Source organism: Allobosea sp. TAB14, from assembly GCF_052113865.1.
Classification (GTDB): domain Bacteria; phylum Pseudomonadota; class Alphaproteobacteria; order Rhizobiales; family Beijerinckiaceae; genus Allobosea; species Allobosea spartocytisi.
Genome location: NZ_JBFRDQ010000132.1, coordinates 1 through 13,339 on the forward strand (window position 1 = coordinate 1; position 13,339 = coordinate 13,339).

Sequence of the window (13,339 nt, forward strand, 5' to 3'; positions counted from 1 at the left end):
GTCCTGGTCGATATACTTCGCCTCGTAGGAATAGAACTCGTGCTTGGGGTGGGCGTTGAGTTCGCTCGCCACGCTGACGAAGGGCGGGTCGCCGTCGAGCACCGCGACCTCGACCTCGCGGGCGTCGATGCCCTGCTCGATCAGGACGCGCGTATCGTAGCGGAAGGCGTCGACGAGGGCGGCGTCGAGGTCCTCCCAGCGCTTCACCTTATGGACGCCGACGCTGGAGCCCATATTGCAGGGCTTGATGAAGACCGGCAGCGTCAGCTTCGCCTGCGCCGCCGTGCCGACCGCCGCCGGATCGCGCTGGAACTCGCGCCTGGCCACCGTCACATAAGGCGCGACCGGCAGCCCCGCGAGCGCCGCGAGCCGCTTGGCGATGTCCTTGTGCATGCCGATGGCGGAGGCGAGCACGCCCGAGCCGACATAGGCGGCGCCGGACAGCTCCAGCAGGCCTTGCACGGCCCCGTCCTCGCAGAGCGGGCCGTGGATCACCGGAAACACCACGTCGATGCCGCCATCCGCCGCGGTGCCGTCGAGCGCCGCGACCTGCAGCCCGCCGGTTCCATCGGCGGAGAGGCGGATTTCCGGCGCATCCGCGTGGATCGGCAAGCTCTCCGCATTCCACTCGGCCAGGCGCTTGGGATCCTGCCGCTGCCAGCGGCCCTGCTTGTCGATGCTGACCGGAATCAGCTCGAAGCGATCCCGGTCGAGATGGCGCACCACGGAGGCCCCGGATTTGAGCGAGACCTCATGCTCTCCCGACTTGCCGCCATAGAGCACCGCGACGCGGATTTTGCCGTTCATGGTCCAGTGATCCAGTGCTGAGACGGAGATGGGAGGCGCCGGGAGGGATGGCGGTCTTGTCGGGCGATCATGGCTTTGTGATGAAGCTTTGGCCGGTGACGGAGCTCAGGCCGCACGCGGTTTCGGCTTCGGTTCGGGCAGGGCGGGCAGGGCGTCCATCACCCGCTCGGCCGGCAGGGTGATGGTGACCTCGGTGCCGCCGCGCGGCTTCGACCTGAGGAGGAAGCCGCCGCCATGCAGATCGACCAGCCCCTTGACGATCGGCAGGCCGAGGCCGGAGCCCTGCTCGGCCGTCTTGATGGCGAGCGAGCCGCGCCCGAAGCTCTGCATCACGATCGGGATCTCGTTCTCGGGGATGCCCGGCCCGGTGTCGGTGATCGTGACATATTGTCCGCCGGTGGCCGTCCAGCCGATCTTCATGGTGATCTCGCCGCCCTGCGGGGTGAACTTGATCGCGTTCGACAGGATGTTGAGCACCACCTGCCGGATGGCCCGCTCATCGGCCCAGACGCGCGGCAGGTCGGGTTCGGCAAATTCGCGGATCATCTGGCCCTTGGCCTTGGCGCGCAGCGCCAGCATGTGGCGGCAATCCTCGACGATGCCGATGAGGGAGATCGCCTCCTCGTTCAGCTCGTATTTGCCGGCCTCGATSCGSGARAGRTCGAGRATCTCGTTGATCAGGTTGAGCAGATGCTGGCCCGAGCCGTGGATGTCGCCCGAATACTCCCTGTAGGCGGCATTGGCATGGGCGCCGAAGATCTCGTTCTTCATCACCTCGGAAAAGCCGAGGATGGCGTTGAGCGGGGTGCGCAGCTCATGGCTCATCGTGGCGAGAAAGCGGGATTTGGCGAGGTTCGCTTCCTCGGCCTTGCGCCGCGCCTCGTCCGAATTGGCGTTGGCGGTCTCCAGCTCCGCGAACAGTGCATCCTTCTCGGCCCGGAAGCCGATGGTCTCGACCGAACTGGCATAGAGGCGGTTGGCGAGAAAGATGAAGAAGAGCTGCGCGGAGGCCGCCATCAGCGCCATGGTGATGCTGTCGATGTCGCGCTTGTCCCAGAAGAACAGCATGATGCCGAGGATGATCGGGCTCAGGCCCGCATAGACCGCGAGCGGGATCGAGGCGGAGAGCATCACCGTCAGCGCGCTGACGATCAGCAATGCGGTGGTCACGAAGATTTTCGCGCCGGGAGCGTCGATCTGCGCGAAGAGCACGAGAAGCGCCGCCCAGCACAGGCCGTGGAAGCCTTCCGCCAGTGCGAACCAGCGGCGCCAGCGCGCTGGGCGGATGTCCTCCGGGCGTTTGGTGAGATAGCGGCGCGACAGCCCGACGATGACGAGCGCGCTGGCCAGCACGAAAGCGCTCCAGGACGCGGCGAGGTAGACGGGCAGCCACAGGCAGGCGGCGGCCGCGATGCCGAGGGTGAGCACCATCGTGCCGACGGAGCCGGAAACTCGGTATTGCGCGAAGCTGCGCAGGAGTTCGTTGTCGAAGGCGCGCTCGAGGCCGGACGAGGAGGTCAGCCGCTCGCGGACGGTCTTGACCTCCCTCGTGAGCAGCTTGCGGCGCGCGACGGCGGCAGGGTCCGGCCCGCGCCCGCGCTGCACCTGTTCGGCCGTCACTTCCGCCATGGCAAAGGGTACGCATCCTCGTTCCGCGGCGCGGGTTGCGCAGCGGGCTCGCCATCATGGACACCAAATCGTTAAGCTCTTCCTGATGGCGCGTTTCGGATTCGGTCGATCTCGTTCTGGTCCTTTCGGCTGGCGCCGCGTCGGGCGCCTGACCGATCTCGTCGTCGCGCTCGGAATTCTGGGCTTTCTCGCGCTGGCGGGGGCGATCCTCCAGTACCGTCTCGGGCCGGCGCGGGTGCTCACCGGCCCGGCGCAGGCGATCGACGGCGATTCGATCCGCCTGCTCGGCGAGGAATTGCGGCTCGAAGGGCTGGACGCACCGGAATACCGCCAGAGCTGCACGGATGCCGGCGGGCGCGGCGTCGCCTGCGGGCGCGAGGCGCGGCGAGCCTTGCAGGCCCTGCTGGCGCGGGGGCTGACGACCTGCGAGATCGGCAAGAGCGACCGTTACGGCCGCGGCCTGGCTCGCTGCCGGCAGGGCGACGAGGACATCAACGCCACCATGGTGCGCGACGGGCAGGCGGTTTCCTACGGCGCCTATCAGGCCGAGGAAGCGCAGGCCCGCGCGGCCGGGCGCGGGCTCTGGGCCCTGCGCTTCGAGCAGCCGGAAGCCTGGCGGCGCAGCCATCCGCGCTGAGGGGCCGTTTTGACATAAGAGCCCTCATCCCGAGGAGCCGCGTAGCGGCGTCTCGAAGGATGCTCCAGATGGTTCCGGCGCCTCCTGGAGCATCCTTCGAGACGCAGCCTTCGGCTGCTCCTCGGGACGAGGGCTCGAATATCCCGGCTTCCGAGGAAGCAGGCGCCATCCTCGCGTCAAGAAGCGCTATGATACGGTTGACCGTCCGGCACGGGCCGTGATCCGGTGCGGCCGGAGACGGAGACGATCTGATGAAGCTCTATGATGGCGGCCGCGCCCCGAACCCGCGACGGGTCCGCATCTTCTTCGCGGAGAAGGGCGTGCCGCTGCCGGAACTCATCCCGGTCGACATCGCCAAGAAGGAGCACAGGACCGAGGCGTTCAGGCGGATCAACCCGGCGCAGCGCCTGCCCGTCCTCCAGCTCGACGACGGCACGGCGCTGGCCGAGACCATCGCGATCTGCCGCTATATCGAGGGCCTTCACCCGCATCCGCCGCTGTTCGGCCGGGAGGCCAAGCAGCAGGCGCTGATCGAGATGTGGAACCGCAGGATCGAGCTCGGCCTGTTCAGCAGCGTCTCCGCCGTCTTCCGCCACAGCCATCCCTCCATGGCCGAGCTCGAGGCGCAGGTTCCGGAATGGGCCGAGATCAACCGCGAGCAGATCGACGACCATCTCCTGGTTCTTGAGCTGCAGCTCGCCGCCAACCCCTTCGTCTGCGGCGACGAGTTGACGGTCGCCGACATCACCGCCGGCATCGCCATCGACTTCATGAAGCCCTCCCGGATTCGGCTCTCGGAGGATTTCGTCCATATCCGCCGCTGGCATGGCGACATCTCGGCTCGCCCGAGCTGGAAGGCGTGATGCGGTATCTGGCCTTCGTTCTGGCCGTCCTGTCGGGACTGCTGACGCCCGCCCATGCAGCCGAGCGCCTCAAGGGCGAGCAGATCCAGCGCGCCTTCGAGGGCAATACCGTCACCGGCCGCTACACCAATGGCGGCTTCTTCACCGAGTTTCATGCGCCCGACGGGCGCGCGCTCGGCCATAATGGCTGGCAGCCCAACACCGACGCCTGCTGGATCACCAAGCGCGATCAGGTCTGCTACTATTACGGCCCGCCGGAAAACCGCACGGTGCATTGCTTCACCGTCGAGATGAGCGGCGATCTCTACGTGCTGCGCAACAGCGGCAACGGCATGGTCAATGCGCTCGCCAAGGTCGAACTCGGAAATCCGCGCGGCCACACCGACAATGGCAAGCCCTGGTATTGCGACGGTCTGATCTCGCGGGCGCCGGGCCCGCCGATGAGCCGGAGGCTGGCGCAGCGATGACAGCATCGGCCGTCCGGAGCGCGATTCTCGTCCTGGCTCTCACCGCCACGGCCGCGGCCGGCGCGGCCGAGCGCCTCACCGGCCCGCAGATCCGGCAGGCTTTCGAGGGCAATACCGTGACGGGGCTTTATTCCGGCAGCAACCTGCCCTTCAGCGAGTATCACCATGCGGACGGCCGCGCGCTGGGCCATAATCGCCATGTGCCGAACACGGATGCCTGCTGGACCACGACGGAGGACGCGGTCTGCTATTATTACGGCCCGGTCGACAAGCGCCGCACCTATTGCTTCACCATCGAGACCAGCGGCGCGCTTTACGTCATCCGCAACCGCCCGAGCGGACGCATCAACGGTCTGGCGCGGATCGAACCCGGCGACCCGCATGGCTTCGTCAAGAAATCGGAGAACTGGGTCTGCGACGGGCTGATTTCGCGGGCGCCCGGCCGTGGGAAGCTCGCCAGCATATTATCGAACGAAGCGGGTTCGCATGAAGACGATGCGATGAAGCAAGGAGCCGGAGCCACTTCGCCGATCGGAGAAACGCGGAGCGACCCCGGCCGATGAGCGCGTGGGAGACGCTGGACGAGGTCCTGCACGAGTTGCGGGCCTGCCGTATCTGCCGCGATGCGCCGCGTTATCTGCCGCCGCTGCCGCATCAGCCGCGCCCGGTCATTCAGGCATCAGTGACGGCGCGGCTGTGCATCGCCGGGCAGGCGCCGGGCACGCGCGTCCATGCCAGCGGGCGGCCCTTCACCGATGCGTCCGGCGTGCGGCTACGGCGCTGGCTCGGCATCGACGAGACGGTCTTCTACGATTCCGCCAGGGTCGCGGTCGTGCCGATGGGCCATTGCTTCCCGGGGCAGGACGCCAAGGGCGGCGACCTGCCGCCGCGGCGCGAATGCGCGCCGGCCTGGCGCGAGCGCGTCTTCGCGGCGATGCCCCGGATCGAGCTCGTCCTCGCCATCGGGCGCTATGCTCAGGACTGGCATCTGGCCGAGGGGAAGGGGCGTGGCCTCACGGCGACGGTGGCAGACTGGCGCGAGCTGCTGGCGCGGCCCGTGCATCCGCGTGTCGTGCCGCTGCCGCACCCGTCCTGGCGCAACAATGCCTGGCTGCGGCTGAACCCCTGGTTCGAGGCCGAATTGGTGCCGGTGCTGCAGCGGGAGGTCGCCCGGCTGGTCGCCTGAGCCAGCGCCGGGGCGGCCGCTCAGTAGCGGAACGGGCCGGAATCGAGGCCGCGATCGACGCTGCCGCGCACGCTCACCACCGAGCGAACCGGCCCGAGCGCGGTCTGCCCGCGGCTTTCGACATAGGCCATGCCGTCGGTGCGGCTGCCATAGCCGCTGCGCGAGCTCTTGCCGAATTCGGCCCTGACCGCGCCGCCGACACGCACGCAGAAGGTCGAGCCTTCGAGCCGCACGAAGCCCGCGCCATATTCGGGGCAGGGGCGGGCGTCCTTGGCAGGGGCCGGAGCGGCCTTGCTGAAGGCTTCGCGCGGCTGCGCCCGGCCGGGCAGGGCCTCGCCGATCGACTGGGCCATGGCGGCGCCGGGCAGCGAAGCCAGAAGCAGGAGGGCGGCGAAGCGGAGCATGGCTGATTCCCGAAGCGACAACCGATCATGACGACGCGGCAAGGCGCAGTTGTGGCAGATCATCGTAACGGCACCCCCGCCCTGTGGGAAGAAGCGGAACGAAAACGAAAAAGCCCGGCCGAAGCCGGGCTTTGACGTCGCGGGCAGGGCTCCCGAGCGGAAGGCTCAGCGGGCGCGGGTGCGCACCTGGAAGACGTCGAAGGTGAGTTCGGCGATCTGCCACCACAGATACTGGTCGGAGCGGAAGGCGGCCATCGCCTCGATCGCCTTCTTGAAGTCCGGGTTCTTGGCCGAGATTTCGGAGTAGAGCTCGTTCGAGGCCTTGAGGCTCGCTTCCATCACGTCCTGCGGGAAGGGGCGAAGCTGCGTGCCGGCGGCCACGAGGCGCTTCAGCGCCGGCGGGTTCACCACGTCGTATTTCGCGGCCATCTGCGTGTTGGCATAGGTGCAGGCGGCGGTCAGCGCGGCCTGATAGGTCTTCGGCAGCGAATTCCACTTCTCCAGGTTGACGAAGGCGTGGACGGTCGGCCCGCCCTCCCAGAAGCCCGGATAGTAGTAGTAGGGCGCGACCTTGGCGAAGCCGAGCTTCTCGTCGTCATRGGGGCCGACCCATTCGGCSSCGTCGATSGTGCCCTTTTCCAGCGCCGGRTAGATGTCGCCRCCGSCGAKCTGCTGCGGCACGACGCCRAGCTTCTGCAGCACGGAGCCGGCGATGCCGCCGATGCGCATCTTCAGGCCCTGCAGGTCGGCCGTCGTCTTGATCTCCTTGCGGAACCAGCCGCCCATCTGCGCGCCGGTGTTGCCGCAGGGCAGGCCGTAGGCGTTGAACTTCTTGTAGAACTCGTTGAACAGCTCGTTGCCGCCATGCTGGAACAGCCAGGCGTTCTGCTGGCGGGCGTTGAGGCCGAACGGCACCGAGGCGGCGATCGCGAAGGTCGGGTCCTTGCCGACATAGTAATACGAGACGGTGTGGCACATCTCGACGGTGTTGTTGCTGACCGCGTCGAGCGCCTGCAGGGCCGGGACGATCTCGCCCGCGGCGAAGACCTGGATCTGGAACTTTCCGTCCGTCAGGTCGGAGACCATCTTGGCCATGACCTCGGCGCCGCCATAGATCGTGTCGAGCGACTTCGGGAAGGACGAGGCCAGACGCCACTTCACCTCCGGATTGGATTGCGCCACCGCCGGCATGGCGACGGCGGTGGCCGCGGCACCCGCCGCCGCGGTCTGGATGAACTGACGACGCTTCATGGGGACATCTCCTCGGAAGGCACTCGGTTTTTCGAGCTTATGTGGACGCGACGGCGACACATGCCGAACATGCGCCGGGGTTCTAACGCAATCGCTGCATGAATCGCGAGGGGATTCAACCGTTGGGACTGAGACTTTCGGCTAAAGTCCGGCCTGCACAGGGCATGGGAGGCCCTGTTTTTCAAGGCTTGGCCATGGGCGCCGCGGCTGCTTTAAGGGCGCGATGATCGAGACGGAACGATTGCTGCTGCGCCGGCCCTCCCGCGAGGATCTCGATCCCATTCACGCCATGCGCTCGGACCCCGAGGTCGTCCGCTTCATCGGCGGCAAGGCGCTGTCGCGCGAGGAGGCCTGGCAGCGATTGACGCGCAGCGCCGGCAACTGGGCCTTGCTCGGCTACGGCTTCTTCGCCGTGGTCGAGAAGGCGAGCGGCCGTCTCGTCGGCGAGGCCGGGCTGATGCAGGCCCATCGCGGCCTCGGCGAGCGGTTCGATCCGTTTCCCGAGGCGGGCTGGGTCTTCACGCGCGAGGCGCAGGGCAGGGGCTATGCGACCGAGGCCGCCTTGGCGTCCCATGGTTGGTTCGGGCGCGTCGTCGGCGCGTCGCGCACCGTCTGCATCATCGCGCCGGAAAATCTCGGATCGATGCGGGTTGCCGCCAAACTGGGCTACACGCCCTTCGGCTCGGCCTGCTATCACGACGCGACGGTCACGATGCTCGAGCGCCCGGCCGGGTGAGCGGCGGGACCGGACAGGCGGCAAGGGAGAGGGTCTCATGGATCAGGACAAGCTCGGGCGGCTCAGGGCCCGCTATGCCGGGGCGAGCGGCGGCGATATCCATGATCCGCGCTTTGCCAAGGTTGCCGCCGACCAGTTCCAGGGCGACCGGCGCAAATGGCCTTTCGCCGATGTCGCGACCTTCATCGGCACCCCGTACCGGCCGGATGCGCTGGGCAAGCCGGATCTCGGTGGCCTCGATGTCGCGATCATCGGCCTGCCGATGGATCTGGGCGTGACCAACCGGGCCGGCACGCGGCTCGGGCCTCGTGCGGTCAGGGCCGTCGAGCGCATCGGGCCGATGGACCATGTGCTGGGCACGGCGCCGCTGGGCATGGTCAAGGTGGCGGATATCGGCGATGTGCCTTTCCGTTCGCGCTATTCGCTGGAAAGCTGCCACGAGGACATCGAGGCGACCTTTCGCAGCATCGTCGAGGCCGGCGTCTCCACGCTTGCCGTCGGCGGCGACCATTCGATCACCTATCCGATCCTGAAGGCCGTGGGGGCGAAGCGCCCGGTCGGGATGGTCCATATCGATGCCCATTGCGATACGTCGGGCCCCTATGAGGGCTCGAAATTCCACCATGGCGGCCCCTTCCGGCAGGCGGTGCTCGACGGCGTGCTCGATCCCGAGCGCGTGATCCAGATCGGCATCCGCGGCGGCGCCGAATATCTCTGGGAGTTCTCCTACGAGTCGGGCATGACCGTGATCCACGCCAATGAGGTCGACGATCTCGGCATCGAGGCCGTGATTGCCAGGGCGCTCGCCGTCATCGGCGACGGGCCGACCTATGTTTCCTTCGACGTCGATTCGCTCGATCCCGCCTTCGCGCCCGGCACCGGCACGCCGGAGGTCGGCGGCCTGACGCCGCGCGAGGCGCTGGCGATCCTGCGCGGGCTGAAGGGACGAAACATCGTTGCGGCCGATGTCGTCGAGGTCGCGCCGCAATACGATGCCACGAGCAACACGGCGCAGTGCGCGGCACAGGTGCTCTTCACCGAGCTCTGCCTGATCGCGGAAGCGCGCGCTGCTGGAAAAGGAAGACCATGATGAAACGACCTTCGATGGCGCAGCTTTCCGCTGTGGCCGGGCTTTGCCTGATCGGCTTCGCCGCCCGTGCGGAAGTGCCCGCCAATGGTGCGGCCTATATCGAAGCGTCCGTGGCCGCCGTCGAAAGCATGATGCGGGTCGAGCCGGGCAAGACGAGCCTGCCGCGGCTCTCCGATCCGGTCGCCCGCAAGGTGCTGGAGGATGTCTGGAACGAGAGCGCGATTCTCGGCAAGGCTCCCTATACGGGGGCCGACATCCCCGCTCTGCTCAACATCGTGCAGCAGCAGACGCGGATCCTGCAGGCCTACACGCTGTATTCGCCCGCTCCCGGCAAGACGCCGCCGGATACCGCCCGCAACGTGGTCGAGTATCAGGACGAGCTCGCCCATTCGCATGCCTTCCTACTGAAGGCGGTCTCGGCCTCCCTGGAGGCGATCAACAATTTCGGCGCGAACCTGTCGCAGGACGAGAAGACCGATGCCCGCTTCCAGGGGCTGCGCCAGATGCGGCTTGGCCTGCAGGAGATCATCACCGGCGTCGCTCTGGCGCTGCGCAATCCGGCGCTGCGCGAGGCCAACCAGACCCTGATCGCGCGCAGCCTGGCCGATAACGCAGCGGGCATCGTGGCCGGCATCGCCCCGCCGGACCGCACGGCTTTGGTCACCGCGCTGCAGGCCGCCCGGCCTTCCCTGAAGCCGGGTGCCGAGAAGGCCGTCAGCGCCTTCATCGCGACGGCGACCAGCGCGCCCTGCAACGGGCTCTGTCGTCTGGAGTGAAGGCTTCTACGCCGGGCGCGTCGCGAGCCAGATCACATGGCGCGCGCCGCGCCCGGTGCGGCTCGCCCGCACCGTGACCTCCTCCGTCGCGAAGCCGGCTGCGCGCAGCCGGCGGGTGAAGCCGTGGTCCGGTCCCGACGACCAGACCGCGAGCACGCCGCCCGGCCGTAAGGACGYCTTGGCGATGCCGAGACCGGTTGCGCCGTAGAGGCGGTCATTGGCGGCGACGGTCAGCCCCTCCGGCCCGTTGTCGACATCGAGCAGGATGCCGTCGTAGCGCGCTGTCCCCGCCGCGATCACCGCCATGACGTCGTCGACCGTCAGCGTGACGCGCGGATCGTCGAGGCAGCCCGCGAAGACCGGCGCCATCGGCCCCTTCGCCCAGGTCGCGACGGCCGGGATTAGCTCGGCGACCTCGACCGACGCGTCGCCCGGCAAGGCGGCGAGCGCCGCTCGCAGGGTGAAGCCCATGCCGAGCCCGCCGATGAGCAGGGAAGGGCTTGCCCGTGGCGCGAGACGCTCGCAGACGAGCCGCGCCAGCGCCTCCTCCGAGCCGCTGAGGCGGCTGTTCATCAGCTCGTTGCTGCCGAGCATGATCGAGAACTCGCTGCCGCGCTGCTTCAGCCGCAAGGTGCCGCTGCCGTCGGGGAGAGCGGCGGTGTCGAGCACGGTCCAGGGCAGCATGAGGCTCTCGCGGTCGGGTTGGCGATGGAGCCTTATAGCCCGGACGGCGCGACTGGCGAGGCGTCAGGGCCGTCATCGGGCGATATGCGCCTCCGTCATGGCTCTCGACCGTCTCGGCAGTTGCTGTAGCGCACAAGACATGGCTATCTGATGCTGCAGCGCAGCATGGGCCTGCGCTCCCTTTGCCGAAAGCCTTCGCTATGTCTCTCGCCGCGAATGATCGCAGCCTGAATGTCTCTGCGCCCGTCACGGGCGCCACTCCGGCCGGGCTGGTGCTGTTCGCACTCGCCATGGGCGGTTTCGCCATCGGCACGACCGAATTCGCCTCGATGAGCCTGCTGCCCTATTTCGCGGCCGGGCTCGGCATCGACGAGCCGACCGCGGGGCATGTCATCAGCATCTATGCGCTGGGCGTGGTTGTCGGCGCGCCCCTGATCGCGGTTCTGGCGGCGCGGATCCCGCGGCGCACCCTGCTGATCGCGCTGATGGGCCTCTTCGCTCTCGGCAATCTCCTGAGCGCGCTTGCGCCGAGCTACCATTGGATGCTGTTCTTCCGGTTCCTCAGCGGCCTGCCGCACGGCGCCTATTTCGGCGTGGCGGCGCTGGTCGCGGCCTCGCTCTCGGCGCCCAATCGCCGGGCGCAATCCGTAGCGCGGGTCATGCTGGGGCTCACCATCGCGACGATTCTCGGCGTGCCGGTCGCGAGCTGGATGGGGCAGGCGCTGGGCTGGCGGACCGGCTTTGGCATCGTCGCGGTGCTGGCGCTGCTGACCGTGCTCCTGGTCGCCCTCTATGCGCCGCGCGACAGCGTGCAGCCGGGCGCGAGCCCCTTGCGAGAGCTCGGCGCGCTGAAGCGCCGGCAGGTCTGGCTGACGCTCGGCATCGGCGCCATCGGCTTCGGCGGGCTCTTCGCGGTCTACACCTATGTCGCCTCGACCCTGATGGCGGTGACGCAGGTCTCGCCCGTCGTCGTTCCCGTCGTGTTGTCGGTCTTCGGCGTCGGCCTCACCGTCGGCACGCTTTTCGCCGGCTGGGCTGCCGACCGGGCATTGATGCCCTCGATCGGCGGGCTCCTGCTCTGGAGCGCGGTCTGGCTCGCCGCCTTCCCCTTCGCCGCCGGCAACATCTGGGCCGTCTCGCTGGTCGTCTTCATGATCGGCAGCGGCGGCGGCCTCGGAGCGATGCTGCAGACGCGATTGATGGACGTGGCCGAGGACGCGCAGACGCTCTCGCGCCTTTTGCCCAATCGGATCAGCGGTTTACCCTGCGATAAATTTCGGCGGGGCCGCCTGGAAAAGCTGCGTCTGCCCACTTGCGGCTGCGGTGAGACTTCGCCCAATCTGTAGGCACAAGGTGCGGCCGGGAAGAGGGAACACCCGGCCGTTCAACCTGCGGGAGGCACCATGAAGAGTTTCGTTCGTTTCATCGCCGCGGCAGCGCTCACCGTCGTGGGCGCCACCGGCGTCCTGGCGCAGGCCAAGGAGTGGAAGGAGATCCGCATCGGTACGGAGGGCGCCTACCCGCCCTACAACAACCTGAATGCGAAGAAGGAGCTCGAGGGCTTCGAGATCGACTACGGCAATCTGCTCTGCGAGAAGATGAAGGTGAAATGCACCTGGGTGGTGCAGGACTGGGACGGCATCATCCCGGCACTGCAGGCCAATAAGTACGACGTCATCTTTGCCGGCATGAACGCGACCGACGAGCGCAAGAAGCAGGTCGATTTCACGGCGGTCTACAGCAAGACGCCGATCTGGATGATCGGCCCGAAGACCATCAAGTCGGACGATGTCTCGCCGGCCGCCCTCAAGGGCAAGTCGGTCGGCGCGCAGGGCTCGACCATCCATGCCAACTTCCTCGAGAAGTTCTACAAGGATTCCGACATCCGCCTCTATCCGACGCAGGAAGAGGCCAATCTCGACCTGCTCAACGGCCGCCTCGACTACATCGTCGCCGATGCGCTGGCGCTCGCCGATTTCCTCAAGGGCAAGGGCAAGGATTGCTGCCGCAAGATCGCCGAGGTGAAGCGCGACGACGCCATCCATGGCCCCGGTGTCGCGGGTGCGGTGCGCAAATCCGACGTGGCCCTGAAGGAGATGATCAGCAAGGCGATTGCCGAGACCATGGCCGACGGCTCGCACAAGAAGCTCGAGGACAAGTGGTTCAAATACGAGTGAGCCGATCCTCGTGAATCGTTTCCGCCGGCCCGGTCGGGCCGGCGGGCTTGCTGTTCTCCAGCCCCGGCATCCACATGCTCGATAAACTCGCCCTGCTCGGCTTCGGCGATGGTGGCTGGGGGCTGGCGCTTCTGCAGGGCGCCGGCATCACCATCTCGATCGCGCTTGCGACGCTGCCTTTCGGCCTTGCCCTGGGTCTCCTCGTCGCTCTCGGCAAGCGCTCCGACAACGCCGTGCTGCGTGGCATGGCCACGCTCTACACGACGATCTTCCGGGGCGTGCCCGAGCTGTTGACGCTCTACATCATCTATTTCGGCGTGCAGCTCCTGCTCCAGCACCTCTGGCAGTATCTGGGCCTGCCGGGTTCGTTCAGCATGCCGCCCTTCGTCGCCGGCATGGTCGCGCTGGGCGTCGTGCTCTCGGCCTTCTCCAGCGAGGTCTGGGTCGGCGCCTTGAACTCGATCCAGAGGGGCCAGCGCGAAGCCGCCGCGGCGCTCGGCCTCAGCAAGGCGCAGGCCTTCCGCCTCGTGGTGCTGCCGCAGCTCATCCGAGTCGCGCTGCCGGGGCTCGGCAACAACTGGATGGTGCTGCTCAAGGAAACCTCGCTCGTCTCGGTCATCACCCTGCCGGAC

16 protein-coding genes are annotated in these 13,339 nt (G+C 67.6%); 11 read left to right on the top strand and 5 right to left on the bottom strand.

The features are described from left to right. Together AB4Y99_RS18970 and AB4Y99_RS18975 are read right to left on the bottom strand one after the other, a co-directional pair. Nucleotides 1-807 (bottom strand): D-alanine--D-alanine ligase family protein (locus AB4Y99_RS18970; protein ID WP_441524401.1); only part of this gene is annotated, 807 nt, incomplete at its 3' end. 105 nt (nucleotides 808-912) lie between these two features. After that, nucleotides 913-2,436, bottom strand: coding sequence for a sensor histidine kinase (locus AB4Y99_RS18975; protein ID WP_142020390.1), 1,524 nt, complete (start codon nucleotides 2,434-2,436; stop codon nucleotides 913-915). 85 nt (nucleotides 2,437-2,521) lie between these two features. On the opposite strand from AB4Y99_RS18975, the gene AB4Y99_RS18980 reads away from it, so the two are divergent. From AB4Y99_RS18980 to AB4Y99_RS19000, 5 genes are all read left to right on the top strand, one after another. Next, a complete protein-coding gene (locus tag AB4Y99_RS18980; RefSeq protein WP_113253190.1) occupies nucleotides 2,522-3,073 on the top strand; it encodes a thermonuclease family protein in 552 nt (183 codons plus the stop codon). Nucleotides 3,074-3,324: 251 nt separating this feature from the next. Further along, nucleotides 3,325-3,936, top strand: a complete 612-nt coding sequence (locus AB4Y99_RS18985) for a glutathione S-transferase family protein (protein WP_441524402.1) — start codon at nucleotides 3,325-3,327, stop codon at nucleotides 3,934-3,936. Continuing rightward, complete coding sequence (locus AB4Y99_RS18990) at nucleotides 3,936-4,403, top strand: hypothetical protein (protein ID WP_441524403.1); 468 nt, start codon at nucleotides 3,936-3,938, stop codon at nucleotides 4,401-4,403. The genes AB4Y99_RS18985 and AB4Y99_RS18990 overlap by 1 nt, the downstream gene beginning before the upstream one ends. Next, a complete protein-coding gene (locus AB4Y99_RS18995) occupies nucleotides 4,400-4,966 on the top strand; it encodes a hypothetical protein (protein WP_441524404.1) in 567 nt (188 codons plus the stop codon). The genes AB4Y99_RS18990 and AB4Y99_RS18995 overlap by 4 nt, the downstream gene beginning before the upstream one ends. Then, on the top strand, nucleotides 4,963-5,589 hold the full coding sequence (locus AB4Y99_RS19000) for a uracil-DNA glycosylase family protein (protein WP_441524405.1): 627 nt from the start codon (nucleotides 4,963-4,965) through the stop codon (nucleotides 5,587-5,589). The genes AB4Y99_RS18995 and AB4Y99_RS19000 overlap by 4 nt, the downstream gene beginning before the upstream one ends. A 20-nt stretch (nucleotides 5,590-5,609) precedes the next feature. Here the strand turns inward: AB4Y99_RS19000 and AB4Y99_RS19005 are convergent, their stop codons facing one another. Both AB4Y99_RS19005 and AB4Y99_RS19010 read right to left on the bottom strand, forming a co-directional pair. Further along, a complete protein-coding gene (locus AB4Y99_RS19005) occupies nucleotides 5,610-5,993 on the bottom strand; it encodes a porin (RefSeq protein WP_441524406.1) in 384 nt (127 codons plus the stop codon). Nucleotides 5,994-6,158: 165 nt separating this feature from the next. Next, on the bottom strand, nucleotides 6,159-7,244 hold the full coding sequence (locus AB4Y99_RS19010; RefSeq protein WP_441524407.1) for a TRAP transporter substrate-binding protein: 1,086 nt from the start codon (nucleotides 7,242-7,244) through the stop codon (nucleotides 6,159-6,161). Between the two features lie 223 nt (nucleotides 7,245-7,467). Here AB4Y99_RS19010 and AB4Y99_RS19015 point away from each other — a divergent pair, with 223 nt between their 5' ends. The 3 genes from AB4Y99_RS19015 to AB4Y99_RS19025 are packed head-to-tail and all read left to right on the top strand — an operon-like array spanning nucleotide 7,468 to nucleotide 9,846. Continuing rightward, nucleotides 7,468-7,980: a GNAT family N-acetyltransferase gene (locus tag AB4Y99_RS19015; protein WP_441524408.1), complete on the top strand. Its 513-nt coding sequence runs from the start codon at nucleotides 7,468-7,470 to the stop codon at nucleotides 7,978-7,980. 37 nt (nucleotides 7,981-8,017) lie between these two features. After that, nucleotides 8,018-9,070, top strand: coding sequence for an agmatinase (gene speB / locus AB4Y99_RS19020; RefSeq protein ID WP_441524409.1), 1,053 nt, complete (start codon nucleotides 8,018-8,020; stop codon nucleotides 9,068-9,070). After that, on the top strand, nucleotides 9,070-9,846 hold the full coding sequence (locus AB4Y99_RS19025) for a hypothetical protein (RefSeq protein WP_441524410.1): 777 nt from the start codon (nucleotides 9,070-9,072) through the stop codon (nucleotides 9,844-9,846). Before speB ends, AB4Y99_RS19025 begins: the two co-directional genes overlap by 1 nt. 6 nt (nucleotides 9,847-9,852) lie before the next feature. On the opposite strand, the gene AB4Y99_RS19030 is transcribed toward AB4Y99_RS19025, so the two are convergent. After that, complete coding sequence (locus AB4Y99_RS19030) at nucleotides 9,853-10,530, bottom strand: polyamine aminopropyltransferase (RefSeq protein WP_441524411.1); 678 nt, start codon at nucleotides 10,528-10,530, stop codon at nucleotides 9,853-9,855. Between the two features lie 200 nt (nucleotides 10,531-10,730). Between AB4Y99_RS19030 and AB4Y99_RS19035 the strand changes: the two genes are divergently transcribed. The 3 genes from AB4Y99_RS19035 to AB4Y99_RS19045 all read left to right on the top strand — a co-directional run. Continuing rightward, nucleotides 10,731-11,876 (top strand): MFS transporter, encoded by a 1,146-nt coding sequence (locus tag AB4Y99_RS19035; RefSeq protein WP_441524412.1) that lies wholly within the window; start codon nucleotides 10,731-10,733, stop codon nucleotides 11,874-11,876. A gap of 57 nt (nucleotides 11,877-11,933) precedes the next feature. After that, the gene (locus AB4Y99_RS19040) at nucleotides 11,934-12,707 is read left to right on the top strand and encodes a transporter substrate-binding domain-containing protein (protein ID WP_038361741.1); all 774 of its coding nucleotides are present in this window, start codon (nucleotides 11,934-11,936) and stop codon (nucleotides 12,705-12,707) included. Between the two features lie 47 nt (nucleotides 12,708-12,754). After that, on the top strand, nucleotides 12,755-13,339 hold a 585-nt coding region (locus tag AB4Y99_RS19045; RefSeq protein ID WP_441524413.1), incomplete at its 3' end, for an ABC transporter permease.

Excerpts from the sequence above, each read along its gene's own strand:
- AB4Y99_RS18980 (WP_113253190.1), top strand. The coding sequence starts at position 2,522 with ATGGCGCGTTTCGGATTCGGTCGATCTCGTTCTGGTCCTTTCGGCTGG.
- AB4Y99_RS18985 (WP_441524402.1), top strand. The coding sequence starts at position 3,325 with ATGAAGCTCTATGATGGCGGCCGCGCCCCGAACCCGCGACGGGTCCGC.
- AB4Y99_RS18990 (WP_441524403.1), top strand. The coding sequence starts at position 3,936 with ATGCGGTATCTGGCCTTCGTTCTGGCCGTCCTGTCGGGACTGCTGACG.
- AB4Y99_RS18995 (WP_441524404.1), top strand. The coding sequence starts at position 4,400 with ATGACAGCATCGGCCGTCCGGAGCGCGATTCTCGTCCTGGCTCTCACC.
- AB4Y99_RS19000 (WP_441524405.1), top strand. The coding sequence starts at position 4,963 with ATGAGCGCGTGGGAGACGCTGGACGAGGTCCTGCACGAGTTGCGGGCC.
- AB4Y99_RS19005 (WP_441524406.1), bottom strand. The coding sequence starts at position 5,993 with ATGCTCCGCTTCGCCGCCCTCCTGCTTCTGGCTTCGCTGCCCGGCGCC.
- AB4Y99_RS19015 (WP_441524408.1), top strand. The coding sequence starts at position 7,468 with ATGATCGAGACGGAACGATTGCTGCTGCGCCGGCCCTCCCGCGAGGAT.
- speB (WP_441524409.1), top strand. The coding sequence starts at position 8,018 with ATGGATCAGGACAAGCTCGGGCGGCTCAGGGCCCGCTATGCCGGGGCG.
- AB4Y99_RS19025 (WP_441524410.1), top strand. The coding sequence starts at position 9,070 with ATGAAACGACCTTCGATGGCGCAGCTTTCCGCTGTGGCCGGGCTTTGC.
- AB4Y99_RS19035 (WP_441524412.1), top strand. The coding sequence starts at position 10,731 with ATGTCTCTCGCCGCGAATGATCGCAGCCTGAATGTCTCTGCGCCCGTC.
- AB4Y99_RS19040 (WP_038361741.1), top strand. The coding sequence starts at position 11,934 with ATGAAGAGTTTCGTTCGTTTCATCGCCGCGGCAGCGCTCACCGTCGTG.